The 24,777-nt window shown below is 66.1% G+C and carries 21 protein-coding genes; 11 read left to right on the top strand and 10 right to left on the bottom strand.

Annotated features, from left to right (window positions below):
- Positions 1-250 precede the first annotated feature (250 nt).
- Positions 251-2,983, top strand: a complete 2,733-nt coding sequence (gene secA / locus G9V96_RS04235; protein WP_168581918.1) for a preprotein translocase subunit SecA — start codon at positions 251-253, stop codon at positions 2,981-2,983.
- A gap of 2 nt (positions 2,984-2,985) precedes the next feature.
- Here secA and G9V96_RS04230 read toward each other — a convergent pair whose 3' ends face one another.
- Complete coding sequence (locus tag G9V96_RS04230) at positions 2,986-3,588, bottom strand: Rv3235 family protein (RefSeq protein WP_168581917.1); 603 nt, start codon at positions 3,586-3,588, stop codon at positions 2,986-2,988.
- 201 nt (positions 3,589-3,789) lie between these two features.
- Between G9V96_RS04230 and G9V96_RS04225 the strand changes: the two genes are divergently transcribed.
- Entirely contained in the window at positions 3,790-4,341 is a 552-nt protein-coding gene (locus G9V96_RS04225; protein ID WP_168581916.1) for a hypothetical protein, read from the top strand.
- 214 nt (positions 4,342-4,555) lie between these two features.
- Here the strand turns inward: G9V96_RS04225 and G9V96_RS04220 are convergent, their stop codons facing one another.
- Positions 4,556-4,777, bottom strand: a complete 222-nt coding sequence (locus G9V96_RS04220; protein WP_168581915.1) for a helix-turn-helix domain-containing protein — start codon at positions 4,775-4,777, stop codon at positions 4,556-4,558.
- A gap of 157 nt (positions 4,778-4,934) precedes the next feature.
- On the opposite strand from G9V96_RS04220, the gene G9V96_RS04215 reads away from it, so the two are divergent.
- From G9V96_RS04215 to G9V96_RS04205, 3 genes are read left to right on the top strand one after another with little or no spacing between them, the layout of a single operon-like run.
- The gene (locus G9V96_RS04215; RefSeq protein WP_168581914.1) at positions 4,935-6,218 is read left to right on the top strand and encodes an AAA family ATPase; all 1,284 of its coding nucleotides are present in this window, start codon (positions 4,935-4,937) and stop codon (positions 6,216-6,218) included.
- Positions 6,215-7,651, top strand: a complete 1,437-nt coding sequence (locus G9V96_RS04210; protein ID WP_168581913.1) for a WS/DGAT/MGAT family O-acyltransferase — start codon at positions 6,215-6,217, stop codon at positions 7,649-7,651. The genes G9V96_RS04215 and G9V96_RS04210 overlap by 4 nt, the downstream gene beginning before the upstream one ends.
- Positions 7,648-8,091, top strand: coding sequence for a DUF6912 family protein (locus G9V96_RS04205; RefSeq protein ID WP_168581912.1), 444 nt, complete (start codon positions 7,648-7,650; stop codon positions 8,089-8,091). Before G9V96_RS04210 ends, G9V96_RS04205 begins: the two co-directional genes overlap by 4 nt.
- A 53-nt stretch (positions 8,092-8,144) precedes the next feature.
- On the opposite strand, the gene G9V96_RS04200 is transcribed toward G9V96_RS04205, so the two are convergent.
- Positions 8,145-8,642: a DUF2505 domain-containing protein gene (locus G9V96_RS04200; protein WP_168581911.1), complete on the bottom strand. Its 498-nt coding sequence runs from the start codon at positions 8,640-8,642 to the stop codon at positions 8,145-8,147.
- Between the two features lie 335 nt (positions 8,643-8,977).
- A complete protein-coding gene (locus G9V96_RS04195; protein ID WP_168581910.1) occupies positions 8,978-9,142 on the bottom strand; it encodes a hypothetical protein in 165 nt (54 codons plus the stop codon).
- Between the two features lie 192 nt (positions 9,143-9,334).
- Between G9V96_RS04195 and G9V96_RS04190 the strand changes: the two genes are divergently transcribed.
- Together G9V96_RS04190 and G9V96_RS04185 are read left to right on the top strand one after the other, a co-directional pair.
- Complete coding sequence (locus G9V96_RS04190; protein ID WP_168581909.1) at positions 9,335-14,200, top strand: NAD-glutamate dehydrogenase; 4,866 nt, start codon at positions 9,335-9,337, stop codon at positions 14,198-14,200.
- A 101-nt stretch (positions 14,201-14,301) separates the two neighbouring features.
- Complete coding sequence (locus G9V96_RS04185) at positions 14,302-15,897, top strand: sensor histidine kinase (RefSeq protein WP_168581908.1); 1,596 nt, start codon at positions 14,302-14,304, stop codon at positions 15,895-15,897.
- A 131-nt stretch (positions 15,898-16,028) separates the two neighbouring features.
- Here the strand turns inward: G9V96_RS04185 and G9V96_RS04180 are convergent, their stop codons facing one another.
- The gene (locus G9V96_RS04180) at positions 16,029-16,277 is read right to left on the bottom strand and encodes a WhiB family transcriptional regulator (protein ID WP_168581907.1); all 249 of its coding nucleotides are present in this window, start codon (positions 16,275-16,277) and stop codon (positions 16,029-16,031) included.
- Positions 16,278-16,722: 445 nt separating this feature from the next.
- Between G9V96_RS04180 and G9V96_RS04175 the strand changes: the two genes are divergently transcribed.
- Positions 16,723-18,174 (top strand): nitronate monooxygenase, encoded by a 1,452-nt coding sequence (locus tag G9V96_RS04175; RefSeq protein WP_319643829.1) that lies wholly within the window; start codon positions 16,723-16,725, stop codon positions 18,172-18,174.
- Between the two features lie 110 nt (positions 18,175-18,284).
- On the opposite strand, the gene arfB is transcribed toward G9V96_RS04175, so the two are convergent.
- Positions 18,285-18,716, bottom strand: a complete 432-nt coding sequence (gene arfB / locus G9V96_RS04170; RefSeq protein ID WP_168581906.1) for an alternative ribosome rescue aminoacyl-tRNA hydrolase ArfB — start codon at positions 18,714-18,716, stop codon at positions 18,285-18,287.
- Positions 18,717-19,143: 427 nt separating this feature from the next.
- Between arfB and G9V96_RS04165 the strand changes: the two genes are divergently transcribed.
- Positions 19,144-19,491: an antibiotic biosynthesis monooxygenase family protein gene (locus tag G9V96_RS04165; RefSeq protein ID WP_168581905.1), complete on the top strand. Its 348-nt coding sequence runs from the start codon at positions 19,144-19,146 to the stop codon at positions 19,489-19,491.
- On the opposite strand, the gene G9V96_RS04160 is transcribed toward G9V96_RS04165, so the two are convergent.
- Positions 19,492-19,680: a hypothetical protein gene (locus tag G9V96_RS04160; protein WP_168581904.1), complete on the bottom strand. Its 189-nt coding sequence runs from the start codon at positions 19,678-19,680 to the stop codon at positions 19,492-19,494.
- Positions 19,681-19,760: 80 nt separating this feature from the next.
- Here G9V96_RS04160 and G9V96_RS04155 point away from each other — a divergent pair, with 80 nt between their 5' ends.
- Together G9V96_RS04155 and prfB are read left to right on the top strand one after the other, a co-directional pair.
- Positions 19,761-21,011 carry a phospholipase D-like domain-containing protein gene (locus G9V96_RS04155; RefSeq protein ID WP_168581903.1) on the top strand — a complete coding sequence of 417 codons (1,251 nt, stop codon included), beginning with the start codon at positions 19,761-19,763 and terminating at the stop codon, positions 21,009-21,011.
- 66 nt (positions 21,012-21,077) lie between these two features.
- Positions 21,078-22,199: a peptide chain release factor 2 gene (gene prfB / locus G9V96_RS04150; RefSeq protein WP_168581902.1), complete on the top strand. Its 1,122-nt coding sequence runs from the start codon at positions 21,078-21,080 to the stop codon at positions 22,197-22,199.
- A gap of 300 nt (positions 22,200-22,499) precedes the next feature.
- Here prfB and G9V96_RS04145 read toward each other — a convergent pair whose 3' ends face one another.
- Genes G9V96_RS04145 through G9V96_RS04135 form a run of 3 tightly spaced genes read right to left on the bottom strand, consistent with a single transcriptional unit; the run spans position 22,500 to position 24,762 of the window.
- Entirely contained in the window at positions 22,500-22,874 is a 375-nt protein-coding gene (locus tag G9V96_RS04145) for a biotin/lipoyl-containing protein (RefSeq protein ID WP_168581901.1), read from the bottom strand.
- Between the two features lie 33 nt (positions 22,875-22,907).
- Positions 22,908-23,177, bottom strand: a complete 270-nt coding sequence (locus tag G9V96_RS04140) for a hypothetical protein (RefSeq protein ID WP_168581900.1) — start codon at positions 23,175-23,177, stop codon at positions 22,908-22,910.
- A gap of 25 nt (positions 23,178-23,202) precedes the next feature.
- On the bottom strand, positions 23,203-24,762 hold the full coding sequence (locus G9V96_RS04135; protein ID WP_168581899.1) for an acyl-CoA carboxylase subunit beta: 1,560 nt from the start codon (positions 24,760-24,762) through the stop codon (positions 23,203-23,205).
- Between the last annotated feature and the right edge of the window lie 15 nt (positions 24,763-24,777).

Below are 24,777 nucleotides of genomic sequence, written 5' to 3'. Positions count from 1 at the left end.
CGCGGCAGCGGTGCCCGGCTTGACCACCGGCTACCTGCCGCGACGCGGCCGGGTTGCCCTCGGCTACCGCGCTACTGCCCACCATCTGGGGCGACCAGGGCAGATACCACGGTTGACGGACACTCCATGCGGCCGCTGCCGCGGGGCGTGGCCTGATCCGGGCACCGCAGCGTTTACCCTTGGTAGACCACCGAATACGCGCCCGAGGTCGATCATGGGGGTCGGGCGCACATCCGCGAGGAGTTCCGCTGTGCCGAAGATCGTCGATCGAATCCTGCGCGCAGGAGAAGGGCGTGTCATCAAACGCCTCGAAGGCATCGCCGCACAGGTGAACGCGGTGGAGGAAGACTTCGAGAAGCTGACCGACGCCGAGTTGCGCGCTGAGACCGATGTCTTCCGCCAACGCCACGCCGACGGGGAGTCCCTGGACGCGCTGCTGCCGGAAGCCTTCGCCGCCGTCCGAGAGGCCGCTAAGCGCACGGTCGGCAAGCGGCACTTCGATGTGCAGATCATGGGTGGCGCGGCACTGCACCAGGGCAACGTCGCCGAGATGAAGACCGGTGAAGGTAAGACGCTGGTCGCGACCCTGCCGAGCTACCTGAACGCCATCGCCGGCAAGGGTGTGCACGTCATCACCGTCAACGACTACCTGGCCGAGTACCAGTCCGAGCTGATGGGGCGTGTGCACCGGATGCTGGGGATCGAGACCGGTTGCATCCTGTCTTCGATGACCCCCGCGCAGCGGCGGGCCGAGTACGCCAAGGACATCACCTACGGCACGAACAACGAGTTCGGTTTCGACTACCTGCGCGACAACATGGCGTGGAAGACCGAGGATCTTGTTCAGCGGGGCCACAACTTCGCAATCGTGGATGAGGTCGACTCGATCCTCATCGACGAGGCCCGCACCCCGCTCATCATCTCGGGACCCTCCGACCAGGCCACGAAGTGGTACATGCAGTTCGCCAAACTCGTGATGATGTTAGAGCGCGGCACCCCTGCTGACCGTCTGCGCGGAATCGAGTCGACCGGAGACTACGAGGTCGATGAGAAGAAGAAGACCGTCGGCGTTCTGGAGCCAGGCATCGAAAAGGTCGAGGACTACCTGGGTATCGACAACCTCTACGAGAGCGTCAACACCCCACTGATCGGCTACCTGAACAACGCCATCAAGGCCAAGGAACTGTTCAAGCGGGACAAGGACTACGTGGTCCTGAACGGTGAAGTGCTCATCGTGGACGAGCACACCGGTCGGATGCTCGCCGGGCGACGCTACAACGAAGGCATGCACCAGGCCATCGAGGCCAAAGAAGGCGTGGAGATCCAGAACGAGAACCAGACGCTGGCCACCATCACGCTGCAGAACTACTTCCGGCTCTACGAGAAGCTGGCCGGCATGACCGGAACGGCCCAGACCGAAGCCGCTGAACTACACCAGATCTACAAAATGGGCGTTGTGCAGATCCGCACGAACCAGCCCATGATCCGCAAAGACCAGCCCGACCTGGTCTATCGCACCGAAGAGGCCAAGTTCAACGCGGTCGTGGAAGACCTCGTGGAGCGCCACGCCAAGGGCCAGCCGGTGCTGGTCGGTACCACCAGCGTCGAGAAGAGCGAATACCTGTCGGCGCAGCTGAAGCAGCGTCGGGTTCCCCACGCCGTGCTGAACGCAAAGCATCACGAGAGTGAAGCGGCGATCGTGGCCGACGCCGGCCGTAAGGGTGCCGTCACCGTGGCCACCAACATGGCCGGTCGTGGTACCGACATCATGCTCGGTGGTAACCCCGAGTTCCGCGCCGTCGCCGCCTTGAAGAACCGGGGGTTGTCCCCGGATGAAACTCCCGAAGAGTATGAGGCTGCGTGGGATTCGGCACTCGAAGAGGCTGAGCGAGCTGTGGCGGCCGAGCACGACGAGGTCAAGGAACTCGGCGGCCTGTATGTGCTGGGCACCGAACGCCACGAATCGCGCCGGATCGACAACCAGTTGCGCGGCCGCTCCGGTCGTCAGGGCGACCCGGGTGAATCCCGGTTCTACCTGTCGCTGGAAGACGATCTGATGCGGATGTTCAACGCCCAGATGGTCGATCGCTTCATGACCTCGGCGGGGATGGAAGATTCGGTCCCGATCGAGTCCAAGCTGGTCACCCGCTCCATCCAGAGCGCGCAGACCCAGGTCGAGGGCCGCAACTTCGAGATCCGCAAGAACGTCCTCAAGTACGACGATGTCCTGAACACCCAGCGCAAGGTCATCTACGCCGAACGTCGCCGAGTCCTGCAAGGCGAGGACCTCAGCGAGCAGATCCGGCTCTTCATCACCGATGTCATCGAGGGTTATGTCGACGCGGCAACCGCGGACGGCTTCTCCGAGGATTGGGACCTGCCAGCGTTGTGGGCGGCAGCCTCCACCCTGTACCCGACGAGTCTGACGCTGGATGAGTTCATCGAGTCTGCAGGGGGCCTGGCGGGGGTCACCGCCGAGGCGCTCAAACAGGAGCTCGTCTCCGACGCCCAGCACGCCTACGACCAGCGCGAAGCCGAGCTGGGATCACGCACGATGCGCGAGGTGGAGCGACGGGTGGTCGTCTCGGTTCTGGACCGCAAGTGGCGCGAGCACCTGTACGAAATGGACTACCTCCAGGAGGGCATCGGCCTGCGGGCGATGGCCCAGCGAGACCCGGTGGTGGAGTACAGCCGCGAGGGTTACCAGATGTTCCAGGCCATGATGGAGTCCATCAAGGAAGAGTCGGTCGGCTACATTTTCAACGTCGACGTGCAGGTGGATGAAAGCGAGCTGCCGCCTGAAGGCGAAGAGGGCGAGGCGCCCGCGATTCACGCTAAAGGCCTGGACGGGCGCCGCGACGAGCGTCTGCACTATTCGGCACCCTCCGAAGACGGTTCGGTGCAGGAAAGCGATGACAGCGCCTCCGGTGACCGCAAGGCGCGCCGCGCCGCCAAGCGCGCGCAGCGCAAGAAGGGTCGCTGAGTTCAACCGAGGCGACATTCGGTGATGATCCACCGGCCGTCGATGCCCTGCATGCGAATCGCGAGGGCTCGAACGCGGTGGTGATCTTCGATGATCACCGTCGCTTCAGCCACCCCATCGCAGGGGTGGCAGACGCGCACCCGGCGCACCCGCATCGGGCGTCGGGTGGCGCGTCGATGCTGCACCGCCCGCGCTGAGCGGCGAACCAGGGATTCGTAGACGCTGGGAGAGACCCAGCGCATCACCTGCAGGGTGGGGCGGGCCCCGCAGGCGGCTTCGGCGATAGCCAGCCCCATTCGGGCAGACCATTCCCGGGCCTGCGGCAGGTCCGCGGTGGAGGTGGATCGCGGCCCGAAGTCCTCGATGCCGCACATTGCGCGCAGACCCTCCTGCCCGGGCCGGGTGGGCTCTCGCGAATCAGGACTGAGGCGCTCGCCCTCGATGCGGGCAGGCCCGGCAACGCGCATCGACGGCCGCGCGGCAGGCGTGCTTGGCGAGAGCGCACCGCCGCCCCCCGAGATCGGCACCAAAGACAGCATCGGCGGTGGGGTGGTTGTGGGGATGGGCTGGGTATCGACCTCGGTCTGGAAGGCAGCGACGCTCATCTGAGTCTCCGTTGGCAGTTGAGTGTTTCTTATGGCGTTGGGGCAAAAGTAACGCCGTTTGATGCTGTTTGGTGACGATCCACAGACAGTAGTGGTTTGTGCTGGTTGTGTGGGTCGGCCCGCACGAGGTTGGATCGGCCTCAGGCCGCACCGGCGCGAGGTGAACGCCGACGACTCCGACGGGAAGCGATGGGGTGGGCAATGAGGTGGGACCGGCTCTTGGCCGATGTCGAAGCACAAGGGGAGCAGCAGGCCCGTGCCGAGCGGGAAGCTGAAGTTCGCGAACGCCTACGGATCGAGCAGTCCCAGGTGCCGCTGGCGGAACGGCTCGCAGCGCAGACCGAGCCGGTACTGCTGTATCTGCGGGGCGGCCGCAGCTGCCAGGGGGTGGTCCGTGAACTCGGCGACGGATGGATCGCTCTGGATGGCCAGTTCGACACTTCTGCCGAGCAGGTCCGAATCGTGCTGGCGACTGCGGCGATTGCTCAGGTCGAAGGGATGCGCCCCGGGCGTGGGTCGCTCGGACTCGCGGATCGCTTGGGGCTGGGCCACCCGTTGCGTGAGCTGGCTGAGCGCGGCCGCAGCGTGGTGCTCCACCCGGTGAGCGGGCCCAGTCGAGGGGGCCGATTGGGTTGGGTCGGCAAGGATTTCGTCGAGCTCGTCGAACTCAACCCGCAAGGCGCCACGCACTCACCGGTCGGTGCAGTGGTTACCATCCCGTTCTCGGGGATTCTCGCCCTCACAGCGCAGTGACGTCGCTGAGACGGGCCCGGCCGGGGCGGCCTAGCGGAACCAGCCCGGCAGCAGTCCCGGGAAGCGGCGTGAACAAGCTGGGGGTAGGCACAGATCGGTGCAGGCGTGGCGGACCCGAACAGTTCGCCCTGATGTTTGCTAGCTGTCCAAGAGGTGGGGTCCCCGGTTGCAAAGCTTCGCCCGTTCCCGACGGCGCCGGAGCGGGCGAGGGCGTTCACTCGAAGATGTCGTCGCCGCCGGAGCGCACCAGGTCGCGGGTCTCCACATATTTGCGTTGAATGAACTCCTCGAGTTCGGTGGCCTCCACTCGCCACTGGCCTCGCCCGCCGATCTTGATCGCAGGCAGTTCGCCGCTACGGACCAGCGCGTAGGCCTGGGCAGAGGAGATGTTGAGGATCTCGCAGACGTCGGCGAGCTGGAGGAACCTGGGGGCCATGCGGTTCACCTTCTCCTGAGACGACGAGATACCCACATCGCCTCGGGCAAGAACTAGAGTGCGCTGGCGACGGTGCGGCGAGTCTAACCGAGGCAGTTCCCACACCAGATCGGGCTGTGGATGACGGATCGTGGGGGATCCACAGGGAGGAGCAGAGATGCCAGTTGAACGTCCTCGACCGGTACTGCTTGCTGTTCCACCGGACTGGGCTGCGGAGGTGAGCGCGGGGATCTGCGCTGACGGCCGGCATAGCGTCGCCCGGCGCTGCACCGGGCTCGCGGACCTGCTCGCAGTCGCCGCCACCTACCACGGGGCCCTCGTTGTGCTTGATGTGCGATTGCCACACCTGGACCTGTCTAGCGTGGAGCGGATGCGGCGAGGTGGCCTCGACGTCGTCGGGGTCCTGGACGGGGATGACCCGCAGGCCCAAGAACGCGCAGCTTCGTGGGGGATCGCGCCGGTCCTGGCTCTGGGTGCACCCTCGCGGCTATGGACTGAGGCGTTGAGCGCTCCGCGTAAACCGTTCCGGCCCGACGTGTTCGGTGTTCCCGGTTCGCAGGCCGCCGAATTGCTCGACGTGTTATGGCCGGTGCGCGCCCCAACCGGCCGTGTCGTCGCGGTCTGGGGGCCCACCGGCTCCCCGGGACGCTCCCGGATCGCCTTGGAGGTGGCCTCGCGGTTCAGCGCGGGCGCCTTCTCCACGATCCTCATCGACGCCGATCCCCGCGGCGGCGCCCAATCCAGCCTGCTCGGCCTGACCGAGGACACCCCGGGGCTTCCGGCGGCGGCGCGCGAGGCCGAACGCGGGGTGCTCACCGTCGCCTCGTTGGAAGCACACCTGTGTCAGGTTCCTGCCGGGGTAGCCGTGCTCACGGGGCGAAGTGACAAGCGACGGGCGGGGGAGATCAGCGGCGCCGCAATCCGGGCCATCTTCGCAACCTGCCGCAAGAAAGCTGATCTGACGGTTGTGGACTGCGGCTCCGACGTCGAGCAGGGGCCGGAGCTGCTGGATGACTACCCCAACGCCGACGCCGTCACCTCGGCCGCCCTGGAAGCTGCTGACCTCATCCTGGTTGTCGGGTTACCGGACCCGCTCGGGCTCGCCCGGCTCAGCGATGGACTGCTCGACCTGGAGTGCTTGCGCCTACCGCGACGACGTCTGCTGGTGCTCAACCGGGACCGGGCCGCCACCCGCGAAATGGTGCCCGATGCCCAGTTGCCGTTGGTGGCGAGGATCCCCGATGCCCAGGCGGGGCTAGATCTGGCGTTTTCGCTGCGACGCCCGGTGGTGCAGACCTCACCGGAGTCGGCGTTCGCGGCAGCCATCGATGAGACCGCCCGAGCAATCCATGAGACCTTACGCTCGCCGTGGGCTCGTCCCCGAAGGGGTGACCTGGATCGCGAGCCACCAGGGCCGGGTTATGTGACGATGACGGGGTGACCGATCGTCTGAGCCCCCTGGATGCGTCCTTTCTCTATCTTGAGGAGCCGACTACCGCCATGCATGTCGGCTCGGTGATGATTCTCGACGTGCCAGCGACCGGGTTCGACTACGACCGGCTGGTGGCTCTGGTCTCCCAGCGGATCGGTGAGCACTCCCGCTATCGCCAGCGGGTGCGTGAGTTGCCCGCTCACATCTCCGGCCCCGTGTGGGTCGATGATGCGGCTTTCGACCTGACCTATCACGTACGGCGTTCCGCGCTGCCGCGCCCCGGCACCGATGAACAACTGGCCGAGTTCGTGGCACGGATCCAGAGCCGCCCCCTGGATCGTCAGCACCCGCTGTGGGAGATCTACCTCGTCGAAGGGCTACAGGGCTCGCGCTGCGCGCTGGTAACAAAGACCCATCAAGCGCTGGTCGACGGGGTCACCGCAGTCGATATCGGTCACCTCCTGCTGGACGACAAACCGGACATCGAACCCATCGAACCCACCCAGTGGGCACCGCGGCGCGAACCCAACGATGTTGAGCTCGTAGCGGAAGTGTTGCTGGGCTTCGCGCGTCGTCCGCTGTCGCTCCTGGAGCAGATCCGAGGCAGCCTGGACGACATCGCAGGGGTCGCCGGACGCACCTTGCGCAGCGCCGGTGGGGTGGTCACCCAGGTGGCGCGCACCGCGGCCAGCCCGGCGCCCACCAGCGCCTTGAACACCAGGGTCGGGGCGCCCCGCCGATTCCGAATGATCCGCACCGACCTGGCCGACTACCGCGAAGTGCGCGAGGCGCTCGGCAGCGGCGGGCGACCGGTGGATGTCTCTGTCAACGACGTCGCGCTCGCGGTTATCGCCGGCGGTCTGCGGACCTGGCTGCAGTCGCGTGGCGAGCCCGTTCATTCGGCCACCACGGTGCGGGCGATGGTGCCGGTCAGCATCTCCGAGGGCAGCGAGCCTGCCGGATCCGCCAACCGGGTGGCTGCCTGTTTCGTGGACCTGCCGGTCGGCGAACCCAACGGCAGGCTCCGTTTGGAACGCATCGCCTACCAAACGCGCCGTCAGACCAGCGGTAACCGCGCAGTGGGCGCCGAGACCATCGCGGGGTTGGCTGGGTTCGCCCCGGCGACGCTGCACCACCTCGGGGCACGGCTGGGCAATGCGGTATCACGCCGGTTGTTCAATCTGGTCATCACGAATGTGCCTGGACCCCAACATCCGCTGTATGTGGGCGGGGCGAAGATGGTGGCCACCTACCCGGTGATGCCATTGGCTCTCGGACAGTCCCTCGCAATTGGCCTGACCAGCTACGACGGCGAGATCTACATCGGGCTCAACGGCGACCGTGCTTCCATGGGCGATCTCGACATCCTCGGCGACAGCCTTCTCGAAGCACTCGAGGAACTGCTCGCCTCCACGCTGAACCGTTCCGGAGACCGAACATGACCCCTCGCCCAGGTGCCCTGCACCGTATCTACCTCGCCGCCGGAATCGATGGACTGGACCGGCTCCTGCAACACGGCGAACTCCAAGCGCCGGGTTTCATCGTCACCGATGCCATGCGAGCGGCGGACGAACGCGCCGACGAAGAGGACCTGGAATACGAAGCCCTTCTCGCCGCAGAGGATTACCTGCGCCAGCGCGAGGAAGTCGCCGTGGTCGTCGCCGCAGACGTCACCCCGGCCGAAATCGCCGCCGTGGATCGCGCCGCGGCTGGCGCAGACGAGATCGAGGATGAGGCGATCAGCGCGATCGTTCCGCGCGGGCGCGTCGTGGCGGTGCACGTACCTGAACCCGGGGCGCCGGCCAATGAAGAGTTGCTCTGGTTCGACGTCAGCGAGCTGGCCGAAGCACGCAGGGTCGCTGCAGAGGCGGCACATCCCTGAGAACGGCTCGCCTTCTGGCGGGGTTAGTCGCGATGGGCAGAGCCGGTGCAGCTTCAGTGCTCGCGCAGCCAGACCTCGCCGCAGCGACGTTCGGCCCTGATCGCCGAGAGCAGCAGAGGTTTCGCCGCGTCGACGATCTTGGCCCCCAGCAGTGGAACCCGGCTGGAGAGTTCCGCGTCGATCACCTCGGTGGTGCGCGAGTCGTCACCCTCGAGTCGCATCCGACCGGTCACGGTCAGTGGGACGCCCTCGATCTTCACGTTCAGCGTGCCTTCGCGGGCGCCGCTGTCATCGCTGGCATCGGACCAGACCTCGGTCTGAGTGACGAGCACCGTCTCGCCGAGCATCTTGCGGGCGGCGTCTGGAGCGTCGTCGGTCGGCATCGTGCGACGGCCCACCACCTGCCATCCCTGTTCGGTGTGGGAGATCTCGACGTGGTGGTTCAAGGCTCCGGTCGCTTCAATCTTGAGCCGCTGGAAATCAGGGTCGGTCAGCATGGCGAAAACCTCGCCGATACCAGCTGCATAGTCGATGGAGGCGTGAAGCGTCATGTCTGTACGGTAGCCGGGCTACCCGCGTGCATCGCGCAAGACGAGCCTGGTTTGCCGTGCCTGTGACCGAAGCTGGGCGTGCGCTCTTCCCCGTAGGGTGCGCGCGCGCATCAGTGCGGCGTCGCGGGAGACTGATTCCCGGGCATCGTCGCGGCCGCCGTGTAGAGCGGGTCCGACGGCGGCCATGTCGGCCGCGAAACTTTGCAACTGCGCGGCCAGCTCCTCGATTGCACGCAGCTGAGGGTCCAGGCGGGTGCCTGCGACAGTTCGCAGTGCGCGGGCCTCGCGGTGCAGCAGCGCGGCCAGCGCGGAGCAGGACGCCGGATCGGCGCCGCTCACGACTCGTCCCGGAGCAACTCGGTGCAGAATTCCTCGATCGCCGATAGCGCCTCGTCCAGGCAGGCCTGGGTCTGCACATCGCCGGTATCCGGGGCGCAGTCCTGTAGCTGGGTCAGCAAGCGCCTTGCTGCCCAAGCGATGTCGCCGGTGGTCGAGCTCACGCGGGCAACCCTACGGGCTGCCACCGACAACCGTCGTGAAGGTACACAAGGGGCCCACCCCCTGGGTCTCGCGGCGGGGATCGCTCGATCAGGCCTCATTCTTGGCGATACGCCCCCCTAGCGCTCTCGCCCCTCCTAGCATCAGAGGGGACGCACGTCGAGGTGCGCTGTGCTGATGAGGGATGAGGTCGGATGTCTGCATCATTGGAGGAGTCGCGCCGCCAGTTGCTGGAGGACGCTGCCGGACTAGTAGATCGCAGCGAGGGTGAGTCGCCTGGGTTGCTGTTGGATCGGTACTACCACCACATGTTGACCGAGGATCTCTTGGCCCGGCGGCCTGAGGACCTGGTCGGAGCAGCGTTGTCACATCGAGCGCTGGCCTACGAGCGCCCAGCCGGAACCGCCAAGGTCCGGGTGTTCACGCCGTCGGTAGAGCAGGAGGGGTGGTCTACCGGCCACACCGTCATCGAGATCGTCACTGACGACATGCCCTTCCTAGTCGACTCGGTCACCGCCGAGCTGGCCCGGCAAGGACGATCGGTGCATCTGCTCGTCCACCCCCAGCTGATGGTGCGGCGCAACGCGGTCGGAGTCTTGGAAGAGGTTCTCGACACTGCGGTCGATGGGCAAGAAGCTGACTTCGGCGTCGGAGCCGAATCGTGGATGCACCTGCAGATCGGTCGGGAAAGCGACCCCGCTCAACGCGAGCAGATCGCCGAAGCCCTGCACCGCACACTGGATGATGTTCGGGTGGCCGTCGAGGACTGGCCACGGATGTCGGCAAAGGCCCAGGAAATCGCCGACCGGCTCAGCACCGAGCCGCCCGCGGGAATCGATGAGGACAGCGTTTCCCAGGTCAAGGGCCTGCTGGAATGGATGGCGGCGGGTCAATTCACCTTCCTCGGCTATCGCGAGTACACGCTGAACACCCAGGGCGAGGACACCTCTTTGGTTCCGGTCCAGGGCACCGGCCTCGGCCTGCTGCGCTATGACGGGGCCAACCCGGCGGTGGACACCATTCCGCCGCTGCCTGCGGCCGTGGCGCAGAAGGCGCGCGAGCGCAGCCTGGCGATTATCACCAAGGCAGACTCCCGCAGCACCGTCCACCGCTCGGTCTATCTGGACTACGTCGGTGTGAAGTCCTTCGACGAGTCCGGCGAGGTCATCGGCGAACAGCGCTTCATCGGTTTGTTCACCGCCAGCGCCTACACCTGGTCGGTGCTGGCAGTTCCCTACCTGGCCGAGAAGGTGCACCGGATCCTGGCGGATTCGGGATTCGCGGCCGACAGCCACCTCGGCAAGGACTTGCTCGGGGTACTTGAGACCTACCCGCGTGACGAACTGTTCCAGGCTGACCTGGAGCACCTCGTCGACACCGCCAAGGCAGTGGTGCACCTGCGTGAGCAGCGCCGCACTCGGCTGTTCCTGCGCCGCGACGAGTACGGCCGCTTCATGTCCTGCCTGGTGTACATTCCGCGGGATCGCTACACCACCGCTGTCCGGCTGCGGATGGAGGGACTGCTGCGCGACGCCTTCAACGGTGCACACGTCGAATACACCACCCGCGTGTCGGAATCGAGCTTGGCGCGGTTGCACTTCGTGGTCCGGGTAGCCGAGGGCGACACCATTCCTGATGTCAAGGTCGACGATCTTCAGCGTCAGCTCTCGGAGGCGACGCGCTCCTGGGACGAGGACCTCGTCGAGGCCTCCCGCTCCGAACATGGCGAGGAAGCGGGCAGCCGCGTCATCGGGCAATACGGGCGGGCCTTCCCGGAGGCGTACAAGGAGGACTTCTCCGCCCGGGTGGCAGTGGCCGACCTGCGCCACGTGGAGGCGTTGGATGCCGAAGGCGATTTCCGTCTGAACCTCTACCACGCACCTGGCGCTCCGCAGGGCGAACGCCGCTTGAAGCTGTACCGTCGCGGCCCGGTAACGCTGAGCACAGTGTTGCCGGTGTTCACCGACATGGGCGTCGAAGTCACTGATGAGCGGCCGTACGAACTGCACCGGGCCGACGACGTCGTCTACCACGTCTACGACTTCGGTCTGCGCGCTGAGGAAGCCTCGTGGACGCAGGGTCAGGACGGCATTCGCCGCGCTTTTCAGGACGCCTTCGAGGCAGTCTGGACCGGGCAGGCCGAGTCGGATGGTTTCAACGCGTTGGTGCTCTCGGCCGGGCTGACCTGGCGGCAGATCGTCATTCTGCGCACGGTCGCGCGCTACCTGCGTCAGGCGGGTTCAACGTTCAGTAACCGCTACGTCGAGGACGCACTCCGGAATAACTCTCCGATCGCGCGCATGCTGGTCCAGTTCTTCGAGGCACGCTTCGACCCTGACCTGGACGAGGCGCAGCAGTCCCGCGACGAAGCGCAGCAGAGCATGGAGGAGCAGATCGAGGCTGCGCTGGAGGACGTCGTCAGCCTCGATGAGGACCGCATCATCCGCGCCTTCCTGGCCACGATGAAGGCGACGCTGCGCACGAACTTCTTCCAGGGCAGCGCAACCGAGGGGTACAAGCCCACGGTGTGCTTCAAGTTGGATCCGCAGGCGATCCCCGGACTGCCCGAACCGCGCCCCATGTTCGAGATCTGGGTCTACGGACCCCGGGTCGAGGGCGTGCACCTGCGCTTCGGCAAGGTCGCCCGTGGTGGTCTGCGCTGGAGCGACCGACGTGAGGACTTCCGCACCGAGGTCCTCGGGTTGGTCAAGGCGCAGATGGTCAAGAACTCCGTCATCGTGCCGACGGGCAGTAAGGGCGGATTCATCGCCAAGCAGCTGCCCGACCCAGCCGATCGCGAAGCCTGGCTGGCTGAGGGCACGGCCGCCTACAAGCTGTTCATCTCGGCCATGCTCGACGTCACGGACAACCGTGTCGGTGCCGAGGTCGTTGCGCCCCCGCGGGTGGTCCCTCACGATCCCGAAGACCCCTACCTGGTCGTTGCCGCCGACAAGGGCACCGCGAAGTTCTCCGACATCGCCAACGGTGTCGCCCAGGACTACGGCTTCTGGCTCGACGATGCTTTCGCCTCCGGCGGCTCGGCCGGATACGACCACAAGGGCATGGGAATCACCGCCCGAGGTGCTTGGGAGTCGGTCAAGCGGCACTTCCGGGAGATGGGCCACGACACCCAGACCGAGGACTTCACCGTGGTCGGTGTCGGTGACATGAGCGGCGACGTCTTCGGCAACGGGATGTTGCTGTCTGAGCACATCAAGCTGGTGGCGGCGTTCGACCACCGGCACATCTTCATCGACCCCGACCCCGACGCAGCCACGGGCTTCGCCGAGCGCAAACGCTTGTTCGAACTGCCGCGTTCGTCCTGGGCGGACTACGACACCTCACTCATCAGCGAAGGTGGTGGTGTCTTCTCCCGCACGGCCAAGTCCATCAAGATCAGCCCGCAGATGCAGCAGGTGCTTGGATTGGAGTCCGACACTGCGTTGACGCCGGCCGAGCTCATGCGAGCGGTGCTGCAGGCCCCGGTGGATCTGGTGTGGAACGGCGGCATCGGTACCTACATCAAGTCCTCGACTGAGGTCAACGCCCAGATCGGTGACCGTGCCAACGACGCTATCCGCGTCGACGGTAAAGATCTGCGTTGCAAGGTCGTTGGTGAAGGCGGCAACCTCGGCGCCAGCCAGTTGGGCCGGATCGAAGCGGCTCTTGCCGGGGTACGGATCAACACCGACGCCATCGACAACTCCGCAGGGGTGGACACCTCCGACCACGAGGTGAACATCAAGATCCTGCTCACCGGGTTGATGCGAGAGGACGACCTGACCCTCAAGCAGCGCAACGAACTGCTGGCCTCCATGACCGATGAGGTCGCGGTCCAGGTGTTGCGGGACAACTACGAGCAGAACGTGTTGTTGGGTAATGCCCGCAGTCAAGAGCACCTCATGGTTGGTATCCACCAGCGCTTCATGAACTGGCTCACCGAACGCGGCGAGCTCGATCGTTCGCTGGAATTCCTCCCCAGTGACGCGCTCATCGAGGAGCGGGTGGCCTCCGGACGCGGTTTGACCTCACCGGAGTTCGCGGTGCTGGTCGCCTACGCCAAGCTGGCGCTGAAGGCTGATCTGACCGACAGCGACCTCGCGGACGAACCGTGGTTCGCCTCCACCCTGGCCGAGTACTTCCCCGAGCCGCTCCAGGAACGCTTCGGTGACCGGCTGTCCGAGCACCCGCTGGCCGCGGAGATCATCGTCAACGCGGTGGCGAACTCGGTGATCAACCGCGGTGGGCCCACGTTCGTGTACCGCGCCATGGAGGAGACCGGGGCGCGTGTGGACCAGATCGCGCGGGCGTTCATCATCTGCCGCGAGGTCTTCGGGCTGCGCTCCTTCGTGGAGCAGGTGGAGGCACTGGACAACATCGTCTCCACCGACACCCAGACCGAGCTGTACCTGGAGTTCCGGCGGTTGCTCGACCGCGGGGTGCGCTGGTTCCTGCAGAACCGTCCGTCGCCGTTGGACGTCGCTGCCGAGATCTCGCGTTTCCAGGCAACGGTGGAGCAGGTCGCCGCCAATGTGCCGCAGTGGCTGCGCGGCTCAGAGAGCGATCGGCTGCGTAATCAGGCCGATGAGTACGTCAAGGCAGGCGTTCCTGAAGAGCTTGCGGTTCGAGCCGCTGGCCTGCTCGATGCCTTCTCCAGCTTGGACATCACCGAACTGGCGGGGGAGACCGAGGCCACCGCAGACGAGATCGGGCCGTTGTACTTCTCGGTCTCGGAACGCTTCGGGCTGGACGAGATGCTGTACCGGGTGGCGAACCTGGAGCACGAGAACCAGTGGGATGCTTTGGCCCGCGGTGCGATGCGCGACGATCTGTATGCGGCGCTGGAAGGCCTGACCCGGGTGATCCACGCCGCCACCGACGCCGAACAGGAGCCGATGGCGCGGATCGAGACGTGGCAGGAGAACAACGCCACTTCGCTGGCGCGTTCGCGCACGGCGCTGGAAGGGGTCAAGAGTTTGGACAACCCCGGGATCGCGCCGCTGTCGGTGGCGCTGCGCACCTTGCGCAGTCTGGTACGCGCCGGGAGCGTGACCGCCTGAGGCACGCTGCGAGCTGACTGACAAAGGTGGCGCCCCTGGGGATCCGTTCCCCAGGGGCGCTGCTGTGCCGAGTCCGGGCTGGTGGCACGTACGCTCAAGGGGTGCCGACGCTGAACGAGACGCTCGCCCGTGCTCCCGAGCTACTGCCCGCCGATATCGAGTGGCTTCATCAACTCGTGGGGGACTGGCAGCTCATCTCCGACCTTTCCTTCGCTGACCTGGTGCTGTGGGTGCAGGTCAGACCGGAACCAGCTGACGCCGAGCACAGCCGCGGCGGCGGTAGCCGGTTGCGTTCCGAGGCGGTCCCCTCGCAACAGCCGGCGGCAGCCGAACCGGCTCCCCAGACAGAGGAGCGGGTGTGGATGGTGGCCGGGCATATTCGCCCTAACACCGGCCCGCTGGTGATCTTCGAAGACGTTGTGGGTACCCGCGCGACGCCCTCGCGCCGGGTGCTGCTGGATCGGTGCGCAGCCTCCCAGGAACCGGTCCGCGACCCCAGCGCAGAGTGGCGCGACGACCGGCCGATCCGTGAGGAGGCCTACCCTGTGGTCCGAAAGGGCCGCCGGATCGCCGTGATCACCCGGCACAGCAACCTGGCGACGATGCGCACGCCGAGCCGGCTGGAGATCACCTACCGGGCGATCGCTGACGTTCTGGTGACGATGATCTCCGCAGGCCGTTTCCCGCTGACAGACATCCCGACCGCGCACCGCCGTGGCGCGCCGCGGGTGGGTGATGGTGTCATCCGCCTGGACGCCGACGGCATCATCACCTACGCCAGCCCGAACGCCACCTCGGCGGTGCACCGAATCGGTCATCGCGATCAGATCGTTGGGGAGCCCCTGAGTCGCATCGTCACCGACGTGCTCCAGGACCACAGCATCGTCGATGAGTCGCTCCCGTTGGTGGTCACCGGTAAAGCCCCTTGGCGCAGCGACATTGAGGCTCGCGGGGTGAGCCTGTCGCTGCGCACGGTGCCGCTGTGGGCTCATGAGGAGCGCATCGGTGCCCTGGTCCTGCTTCGCGACGTCACGGAACTGCGTCGACGCGAACGCGAGATCCTCACCAAGGACGCCACGATTCGTGAGATCCACCATCGAGTGAAGAACAATCTGCAGACCGTGGCCGCGTTGATCCGGCTGCAGTCCCGCCGAGTTCCCGACGATCAGGCCAAAGCGGCGTTGCTGGAAGCCGAACGCCGGGTGGGCACCATCGCGCTGGTGCACGACACCTTGAGTCGGACCCTGGACGAAGCGGTCGAGTTCGATGAGATCGTCACGCGCGGTTTGACGGCGGTGGTGGAGGTGGCGGGCAACTCGGGGGCCGTGGAGTGGTCGATCGAGGGCAGCTTCGGCAAGGTTGCGGCCGAGGACGCCAACGCCCTGGCGATGATCGTCACCGAGCTTGTGCACAACGCCGTCGAGCACGGACTGGCCCCCGACGGCGGGCGGCTGATGATCACGGCTGAGCGGGAAAGCGCCGGTGACGATGAGGAATTGCTGACCGTCGCGGTCGAAGACGACGGTGTCGGCCTGCCGGCGGACTTCCGGGCTGGCAGCGCCGGGCTGGGAACGCAGATCGTCGCAGCTTTGGTGCAAGATCTACGCGGCAGCATCACCTGGGGGCCGCGCCAGGGTGGCGGCACTGTGGCCCGATTCATCGCCCGGCTTCGCCACTGGGAGAGCGAGACGCGCTGAGCCGCCCCGCCTCAGCGGGCACTGCTGAGGCACCGATGAGTCACCGGTGCCCAACGTGGAGAACCGCCGTCGGCCGTTGGCCGTTGGCGGTTCTCGGTTGCTGAGAGGCCGATGGTTCGTGGACCGACTGATCAGCTGGCGCGGCGTGCACGAGCGTTGCGTCGCTTGAGTGCTCGACGTTCGTCCTCGGACAGACCGCCCCACACCCCAGCGTCTTGCCCGGACTCGAGCGCCCACTTCAGGCAGGTTTCTTGTACTTCGCAGCGTCGGCAGACGGCCTTTGCCTCTTCGATCTGCATGAGTGCAGGCCCGGTGTTGCCGATTGGGAAGAAGAGTTCAGGGTCCTCGTCCAAACACGCAGCGCGATTGCGCCAATCCATCAGGGTTACTCCTTGCTTTGCGCGAACCCTAGGCTCATGCGGGGTTCATCGACGGTGCGCCATGCCAGCGGTAAGGCGCGCGACCCGGGACGGGTCACGTCCGGGCATCACACAGGGGGCCGCAATACCAACGCTGGTACTCGAGCCCCCGCTTAAGACACACGAAACAACGCCGCGCATCCCGTGCTTGTTCCAGGGTCACAGATGTAGGCATGTAAGCACAAGGGGGCGAGCCAATATTGCGCATGGTGATTTCACCCACTTGCGCATTGGCGCCGACTCTGGCAGCAGACTGAGGATCTCTGGCCTGCACTTTACCCGATTCTGCGGGCGTCTCAGTCCTCCGCCTCGTGACCCGTCCGTATCGCGGTACCGGGGGTGCGTCTGACGAGGCGGGGGCATAGGTTCCCTACGTTCCCGTAACCTACGGTCCCGGAGGTTCCTCGTGGCCAGCACCAACCTGCCCACCGTCATCCAGGGTGGCATGGGCGTTGCCGTCTCCTCCTGGGGTCTGGCGCGCGAAGTCGCCCGACATGGCGGCATGGGAGTCGTCTCTGGGACGGCCTTGGACGCAGTGCTGGCCAGAGATCTCCAGGATGGCGACCCCGGCGGGCACCGCCGCCGCGCCCTCGAACATTTCCCGAGCCCGGCCATGGCCCAGCGCGCTGTGGAGCGCTACTACCGGCCGCAGGGACGTCAGGGGGCGCCGTACCGGCCGAACCCCACCTTGACCGTGAGCCCCACCCAGGCCGCTCTCGAACTGTCGGTGCTCAGCAACTTCGTCGAGGTGTGGCTGGCCAAGGAGGGTCACGACGGCCTGATCGGGATCAACTTCCTGGAGAAGATCCAGATGGCCACCCCCTCGGCTGCCCTGGGCGCCATGCTCGGCGGCGTCGACTACGTGCTGATGGGGGCAGGTATTCCACGCGAGATCCCGCGACTGCTCACGGACCTGGCCCAGGGTAGAGAAGGCGGTATCTCTATCGATGTCGCCGGCGCTTCGCAGCACTACACCTCGAGCGTGGACCCGGTCGCTCTGCTGGGCGATGAGCTCCCGGCGCTGAAGCGTCCACAGTTCCTGGCGATCATCTCGCTGCACAGCTTGGCGACCTACCTGTTCCGCGACGCCGAAATCCGACCCGACGGGTTCGTGGTCGAAGGCCCGGTGGCCGGGGGGCACAGTGCGCCGCCGCGCGGCAAGATGACCCTGGATGAGCTCGGGCAGCCGGTCTATGGCGATCGCGACATGGCTGATCTGGCCAAGATCGCCGCTGTGGGGCTGCCGTTCTGGCTCGCCGGTGCGCACAGCACCCCCGAAAAGGTCGCCGAGGCGGTCGAACTGGGGGCTGTGGGTGTGCAGTGCGGCACGATCTTCGCACTGTGCGCAGAGACTGGTCTTTCGCCGCAGATGCATCAGCTGTTGATGGAGGAACTGCGCCGCGGCGACCTGCTGGTACGTAACGATCCGCGGGCTTCGCCTACGGGGTTTCCGTTCAAGGTGGCCAGCGTGCCCGGTTCGCTGTCCGAGGACACCGTCTACGAGGCTCGGCCGCGCCTATGCGACCTGTCTTACCTGCGGGCTCCCTACGAACGCGAGGACGGATCGTTGGGCTATCGGTGCGCCTCGGAGCCGGTGCACATGTTCCTCAAGAAGGGCGGCGACATCGCCGACACCGTGGGTCGCAAGTGCCTGTGTAACGCGCTGATGGCCAATATCGGCTTAGGACAGGAACGCCGGGACGGCTACCGGGAGATGCCGGCCATCACCCTGGGTCAGGACCTGGAAGGCCCGCGCAGGCTGCTGGAACTGCATCCGGAGGGGTGGACGGCAGCGCAGGCGGTCGACTGGTTGACCAGCTCCCTACCTGCGCACGCTGCCGTCGCTGCGGTCGGCTGAAGGCGCCCGCGCACGCCTCAGCGGCCTCAGCAGGCATCGCGAGCGTCAGGGTTCCATCCCGGGTGTGGGTGTCGCGCTCGGGGGTTCCTGCGCCGTGACCGAAGATGGGCTCATTCGATCGGGCCGCCGCGTCCTCGGCCGCGTTTGAGCTGCGAGCGTCGTTTCTTGCCGGCCAGTCGCCGCTCCTTCGAGCCCCGGGTGGGGGTGGTCGGGCGTCGTTTCGGCGGTGGGGGAGCGGCGCCTTCGCGCAGGAGCTGGGCCAGTCGCTCCCGGGCGATGCGCCGATTGGCCAGTTGGCTGCGCCGTTCGGCTACCGCGATGGTGATGCGCCCCTCGACCAGACGCCCGGACAGTCGTTCCAGCAGGCGTTGCCGCAGGTGCAGCGGCACTGAGGGCGCCCGGGCGATGTCAAAGGTCAACTCGACGCGGGAGTCGGCGGTGTTGACCCCCTGCCCACCTGGCCCGGAAGCGTGGGAGAACCGTTCGCTGAGTTCAGCGGAGGGAATCCGCCAGCGCCGGGTCACCACAATCTCCTCGTCCATGGGCCCATCGTTCCAGCCCTGCAGCCACAAACCGACCGCGCAGGACACAACCGCCGCTTTCCGGGGCCCGGGAGGGTCGAAGATCAGACCTGCGCAAGTCGGCACCTTCGAAGAGCTCCCCGCAGGGATGTCAGGCTTGGGGCCCTAGCCGGAGGCGGCGCTGGACTTTCCGCCAGGTGTTGGGCGTGCCCCTGCTGAGAGCACGCAGGGGCGTCGTCACGGTGCCTTCCTTCTGTGCGGGCCCACCTTGGCTGTTGCGGGCAAGTGGTCGCTGCGCGCAGGCGAGCCGAGGAAGGGCGGTCCGCACCGAGGGGAATCGCGCTGCGGTTAGGTTGGGGTGCGGGTGGGCAGGATGTCCGCCACGCTGAGGATGCCGGGCAGCGCGGCTTGCGCGAGCTGCGGTATCCACCGATCCACGGAGGTCACTTTGAGCGTCATCAAGATCAACGCCATCACCGTCCCTGCAGACAGCGGCGACGCGCTCGCGCAGCGGTTCGCGGCCCGCGCCGGTTCGGTCGATGGGCAGCCCGGGTTCGAAGGTTTCGAGCTGCTCAAGCCCACGGACGGACGCAACGTGTGGCTGGTCATCACCCGGTGGGCCGACGAAGCTTCCTTCCAGGCGTGGACTTCCAGCGCCAACTTCAAGGAAGGCCACAAGGGCGCCGCTGCCGCACCGGAGTCGGCAGGTCAAGCCCCCAGCGGTAAGCCGGTCGGTCTCAGCGCGGAACTGTGGAGCTATGAGCCCTCGGTCGCTTCCCCCGGAACGGGTAACTGACTAAGAGATCTCGACGCGGGACCACTCGTCGCCACGGTAGAAACGGCGCACCTCCTCGAACTGGCCCGCCCGCAGGTAGGCCACCAGGAGGGTGGCGTCGTACTCGTCGCGGCGAGCGGTCCACTCCTTGTCACCGGAGCGGCCGTACTGCTCGATGCGTCCGTCGCGCAACCACACCCGTACCCCCATGAGGACCGAGAGTACGGGCCGAACGCTTAACCTGCCGAGTCTTTGCCGGGCTGCTGCATCCATGACGTTAAGTTGGTCCCATGGCATCTTCGCGGTTCTCATCGAGGCTCGTCCGCCTCGCCCAGCTTTACGTGGGCGGCCTGGTCGCCACCCAGGTCGTCGCTATCGCCGGAGTAATCACAGTCGATGAGATCCGAAAGCGTCGGCAGCCACCGCCCAACGGCTACCCCTATGTCGAGCCGACCACGGTGGATGTCGGGGGTTCGGCAGTCACGACCTACACCTCTGGCATGGACGTCTACAAGGACATGCTCGAGGCGATCCGCTCCGCCGAGCACACCGTCTACTTTGAGTCCTACATCTGGAAGGGCGACGAGGTCGGTGAGGAGTTCAAGGCCGCCCTCATCGACGCTTCCCGTCGCGGCGTGGACGTCTACGTCGTGTACGACGCGTTCGGCAACCTCGTGGTGCCCCCGTCGTTCTTCAACCTGCCGGAGCCGATCCACGTCTTGCGGTTCCCGGTTCTGCGGCGGCGGCTGTTCGTCAAGCCGGGCATCCGTAACCTCGGCCGGGATCACCGAAAGATCCTGGTCGTGGACCGCAGGGTGGGCTTTGTCGGCGGTTACAACATCGGACGGTTGTTCGCCGAGGAGTGGCGCGACACCCACCTTCGGGTCGTCGGCCCAGCGGTCTGGGAACTCGACAACGCCTTCGTGGACTTCTGGAACGAGTATCGCGGCAAGCGCCTGCCGGCGCTGCCGGACCGCGGGGCGGCCTCCTGGGACGCGCGGATCGAGGCGGCCCGAAACGCACCCGGGCGGATGCTCTTCCCGGTGCGGGGTCTCTACCTCAAGGCGATCGATCGGGCCTGTGAGCGGGTCTACATCACCCAGGCGTATTTCATTCCTGACGCCGAGATCCTGCACGCCCTGCTTGCGGCTGCGCGCCGCGGCGTGGACGTACGGGTCATCGTGCCTGAATACAGCAACCACATCGTGGCCGACTGGGTGGCTCGCGGGTACTTCGAACAGCTGCTCGCCGGCGGCGTGACCATCTGGCTGTACCGGCATGCGATGGTGCACGCCAAGACAGCCACGGTCGATGGCCGTTGGAGCACGGTCGGCACCGCCAACATTGACCGGCTCTCCCTGACCGGCAACTACGAGGTCAACCTGGAACTCATCAGTGACGATCAGGCCAGGGAGATGGAGCGGATCTTCCGGATGGACCTGGACAATTGCCGTCAGCTCACCCTTGAAGAGTGGGAGAAACGCGGGAAGGTCAACCGTTTCGTCGAGCGAGTCCTGGCGCCGCTGCACCCGTTGTTGTGAGGCGCGGAATCAGAACCGAGACGGTGCGCCTTCGCGGGGTCGGCCGGTCGCGTAGGCTAACGCCTTGTGGCAACTGACTTCGCAGCTGAACTGAAAGCGCTCGCCCAGACGATGGAATCGGTGCGCCAGGTCATCGATCTGGACGCGTTGCGGGCACAGATCGCTGACCTCGAGGAGAAGTCGGGGGCGCCTGATCTGTGGGACGACCCCGACGCCGCCCAGAAGGTGACCTCGACCCTGTCGCGGGCCAACTCCGAGCTGGAGCGGATCCTGGGTATGGATCAGCGGATCGAGGACCTCGAGGTGCTCGTGGAGATGGGCATGGAAGCCCAGGGCGAGGAAAGCTCCGACGCGATGGCCGAGGCTGAGACCGAGCTCGCGTCGTTGCGTAAGGCGGTAGCCGAGCTCGAGGTCAAGACGCTGCTGTCGGGGGAGTACGACAAACGTGAGGCCGTGGTGACCATCCGGGCCGGGGCCGGCGGTGTCGACGCCGCAGACTTTGCTGAGATGCTCATGCGGATGTATCTGCGCTGGGCCGAGCGTCACGGCTACCCGACCCGCGTCATGGACACCTCCTACGCCGAAGAAGCCGGGCTGAAGTCGGCCACCTTCGAGGTGAATGTGCCGTATGCGTTCGGGAACCTCTCAGTCGAGGCTGGGACGCACCGGTTGGTGCGTATCAGTCCCTTCGACAACCAGGGACGCCGTCAGACCTCGTTCGCAGCGGTCGAGGTGGTTCCGCTCATCGAGCAGACCGACCACATCGAAATCCCTGACAACGACCTGAAGATCGACGTCTTCCGCAGTTCGGGCCCTGGTGGCCAGAGCGTGAACACCACCGACTCGGCCGTGCGCATGACGCACTTGCCGACCGGGATCGTCGTCTCGATGCAGAACGAGAAGAGCCAGATCCAGAACCGTGCCGCCGCCTTGCGGGTCATGCAGTCCCGCCTGCTGCTGCTGAAGCAGCAGGAGGAAGCGGACACCCGTAAGGAGATGGCCGGTGACGTCAAAGCCAGCTGGGGCGACCAGATGCGCAGCTACGTGCTGCACCCGTACCAGATGGTCAAGGACCTGCGCACCGAACACGAGGTCGGCAACACCTCCGCGGTCTTCGACGGCGACATCGACGGCTTCCTCGAGGCCGCCATCCGCTGGAAGCGATCCGCAGCTCGTCACGGGGCGTGACCTGACCGCAACCGCCGGCTCCACAACCAGGCCCTGGAGCGCTGCCCCCAGCGCGGCCTTCAGTGCACTCAGCGCCCGGCGCTACGCCGTTCTGAGCCGGGACAGCCTCCATCCTGGGTCGAGGCAACCCGTCGATCTCACCCTCATGCCCGTAGACGCAGAGGTGGTCTCGCCCTACCGGATTTGATCGATGCTGGGGGAGTCGCGCCGCGTTTCACGTGCAGACATCAGGCAGGCCCCGCCGTTGCGTTACGCAGCGGCGGGGCCTGACCCGTCTATGTCACCGGCTGTTGAGCCGGATCACTCTTTCTCTTCAGCCCACTCGATGAGGACTTGGCCGCCCTGGACCGCGTCACCGACGGCGACCTCGACCGAGCCGATGGTGCCGTCCTTGGGAGCGGTCACCTCGGTCTCCATCTTCATCGCCTCCAGCACGAGGAGGGTCTCACCGGCCTTGACCTGCTGTCCGTCCTCAACGACGACCTTGACCACTGTGCCGGACAAGTTCGCGGTGAGTGCGTTCGAAGCAGACGCCGGCGCTTTGGCCATCGTCGGCGTGACGCCGTGCGCGCTCATGCTGCCCACGAGCACCGTGCCGAGCGAGGGCGTGGGCTCCTCTTCAACCTCGACGTCCACGTCGTAGACCGTGCCGTCGACCGTTACCTTCAGCTTCATGTCATCCCTCGGGGATCGTCAGTGTCTGCAGGCTCACCGCGTACCGAACGCGGCGTGCGAGCGGTGGATGTCGGAGCGAGCCTGAGCAGCCCAGTTGTTGCCGCGGCGGACGCGCACCTTCTTGACCACGGCGCGCTTTCCCAAATAGGCCGCGCACGCCGCCGAAATGGCGAGCACGACTTCTTCGGCAACTTCGTCCGCGGGGTGGTGGTGGTGAAGCTCGTTCTCCAGCGTGTCGATACGGGCCGACAAGTCGGAGATGAGCGCCTTGAGCGACTCGATGGTCGCTTGGTCGTTGCTCAACGTGTTCTCCTCGGTGTCGGTTCGATCAGAGCGGGATGAGTCCGTGCTTCTTGGCCGGACGCAGCTCGCGCTTACCGGCGAGCTGCTCCAGAGCCCGGGCGATGTAGCGACGGGTCTCCGAAGGCTCGATGATGGCGTCCACCTGGCCTCGGGATGCTGCCACGTACGGCGTCGAGAAGGCGTCCCGGTACAACTGCACCAGCTCGGCGCGTTTGGCCGCGGGGTCCTCCGACGCGGCGATCTCCTTGCGGAAGACCACCCCGGCAGCACCCTCGGCGCCCATGACGGCGATCTCGGCGGTCGGCCACGCGAACACCCGGTCAGCGCCGAGGTCCTTGTTGCACATCGCCAGGTAGGATCCGCCGTAAGCCTTACGCAGCACAACCGTGATCTTGGGGACCGTGGCCGAGCTGTAGGCGTACAGCATCTTCGCGCCGTGGCGGATGATGCCTCCGTACTCCTGCTCAGTGCCGGGCAGGAAGCCCGGAACATCGACCAGGTTGACCACCGGAATGTTGAAGGCGTTGCAGAACCGGATGAACCGGGCAGCCTTGTCGGAGGCGTTGATGTCGAGCACGCCGGACATGTGGTTGCTCTGGTTGGCGATGAAGCCCACCGTCTGACCCGTGATCCGGCCGAAACCGATGACGATGTTCATCGCGTAACCGGCCTGGACCTCAAGGAAGTCGCCGCCGTCGATGATCTCGGCGATGATCTCGCGGACGTCGTAGCCCTTCTTGCCCTCGTCCGGGATGATCTCGTTCAGACGGGGGTTGCTCTCGACGTCTTCGAAGCCCTCGATGTAGGGCGGGTCTTCGGTGTTGTTGCTGGGCAGGAAGCTGAGCAGCTTCTTGGCGATGAGCATGGCCTGCTCATCGTTCTCAGCAACGAAGTGCGTGACACCGGAGCGGCCCATGTGCGCGGCCGGCCCGCCGAGGTCTTCGGCGCTGACCTGCTCGCCGGTGACCTGCTTGATGACGTCAGGGCCGGTGATGAACATCCGGGATGCCTGGGTCTGGATGATGAAGTCGGTCAGGGCCGGGGAGTAGACCGCGCCACCGGCACACGGACCGGCGATGATCGAGATCTGCGGGACCACACCGGAGAGCGCAACGTTCTTGTAGAACACCTTGCCGTAGCCGGAAAGGCTGTCGATGCCCTCCTGGACGCGGGCGCCACCGGAGTCGTTGATGAACACGAACGGGGTGCCGTTCTCCAGCGCGGAGTGCAACGCGTTGGCGACCTTGATCGAGTGCATCTCGCCGGCGGAACCGCCCGCCACCGAGAAGTCCTGGCTGGCCAGGTGGATCGGGCGACCCAGGACGGTGCCGGTGCCGGTGACGACACCGTCGGCCGGCATGACGGCCTTGTCCATCCCGAACAAGGTGGTGCGGTGTTGTGCGAACAGGCCGACCTCTTCGAAGGTCTGCGGATCGCACAGCTCGGCGACACGCTCACGGGCGGTGAGTTTGCCTTGGGCGTGCTGCTTCTCGTGCCGTGCTTCGCCTCCGCCCGCTTCGACCTCGGCGCGCCTGGCCCGAAGCTCCTCGATCCGCTCCTGCATGGTTTTTGGTGATTGAGTCATCGAAAGGATTCCTTC

It is taken from the genome of Gephyromycinifex aptenodytis, from assembly GCF_012277275.1.
Lineage (GTDB): Bacteria > Actinomycetota > Actinomycetes > Actinomycetales > Dermatophilaceae > Gephyromycinifex > Gephyromycinifex aptenodytis.
This window is presented reverse-complemented; position numbering and strand designations above follow the sequence as displayed.

Coding starts and splice junctions, on each gene's coding strand:
- G9V96_RS04230 (WP_168581917.1), bottom strand. CDS start 3,588: ATGAGCGTCGCTGCCTTCCAGACCGAGGTCGATACCCAGCCCATCCCC.
- G9V96_RS04225 (WP_168581916.1), top strand. CDS start 3,790: ATGAGGTGGGACCGGCTCTTGGCCGATGTCGAAGCACAAGGGGAGCAG.
- G9V96_RS04220 (WP_168581915.1), bottom strand. CDS start 4,777: ATGGCCCCCAGGTTCCTCCAGCTCGCCGACGTCTGCGAGATCCTCAAC.
- G9V96_RS04215 (WP_168581914.1), top strand. CDS start 4,935: ATGCCAGTTGAACGTCCTCGACCGGTACTGCTTGCTGTTCCACCGGAC.
- G9V96_RS04205 (WP_168581912.1), top strand. CDS start 7,648: ATGACCCCTCGCCCAGGTGCCCTGCACCGTATCTACCTCGCCGCCGGA.
- G9V96_RS04200 (WP_168581911.1), bottom strand. CDS start 8,642: ATGACGCTTCACGCCTCCATCGACTATGCAGCTGGTATCGGCGAGGTT.
- G9V96_RS04190 (WP_168581909.1), top strand. CDS start 9,335: ATGTCTGCATCATTGGAGGAGTCGCGCCGCCAGTTGCTGGAGGACGCT.
- G9V96_RS04180 (WP_168581907.1), bottom strand. CDS start 16,277: ATGGATTGGCGCAATCGCGCTGCGTGTTTGGACGAGGACCCTGAACTC.
- arfB (WP_168581906.1), bottom strand. CDS start 18,716: ATGGACGAGGAGATTGTGGTGACCCGGCGCTGGCGGATTCCCTCCGCT.
- G9V96_RS04160 (WP_168581904.1), bottom strand. CDS start 19,680: ATGGGGGTACGGGTGTGGTTGCGCGACGGACGCATCGAGCAGTACGGC.
- G9V96_RS04155 (WP_168581903.1), top strand. CDS start 19,761: ATGGCATCTTCGCGGTTCTCATCGAGGCTCGTCCGCCTCGCCCAGCTT.
- G9V96_RS04145 (WP_168581901.1), bottom strand. CDS start 22,874: ATGAAGCTGAAGGTAACGGTCGACGGCACGGTCTACGACGTGGACGTC.
- G9V96_RS04135 (WP_168581899.1), bottom strand. CDS start 24,762: ATGACTCAATCACCAAAAACCATGCAGGAGCGGATCGAGGAGCTTCGG.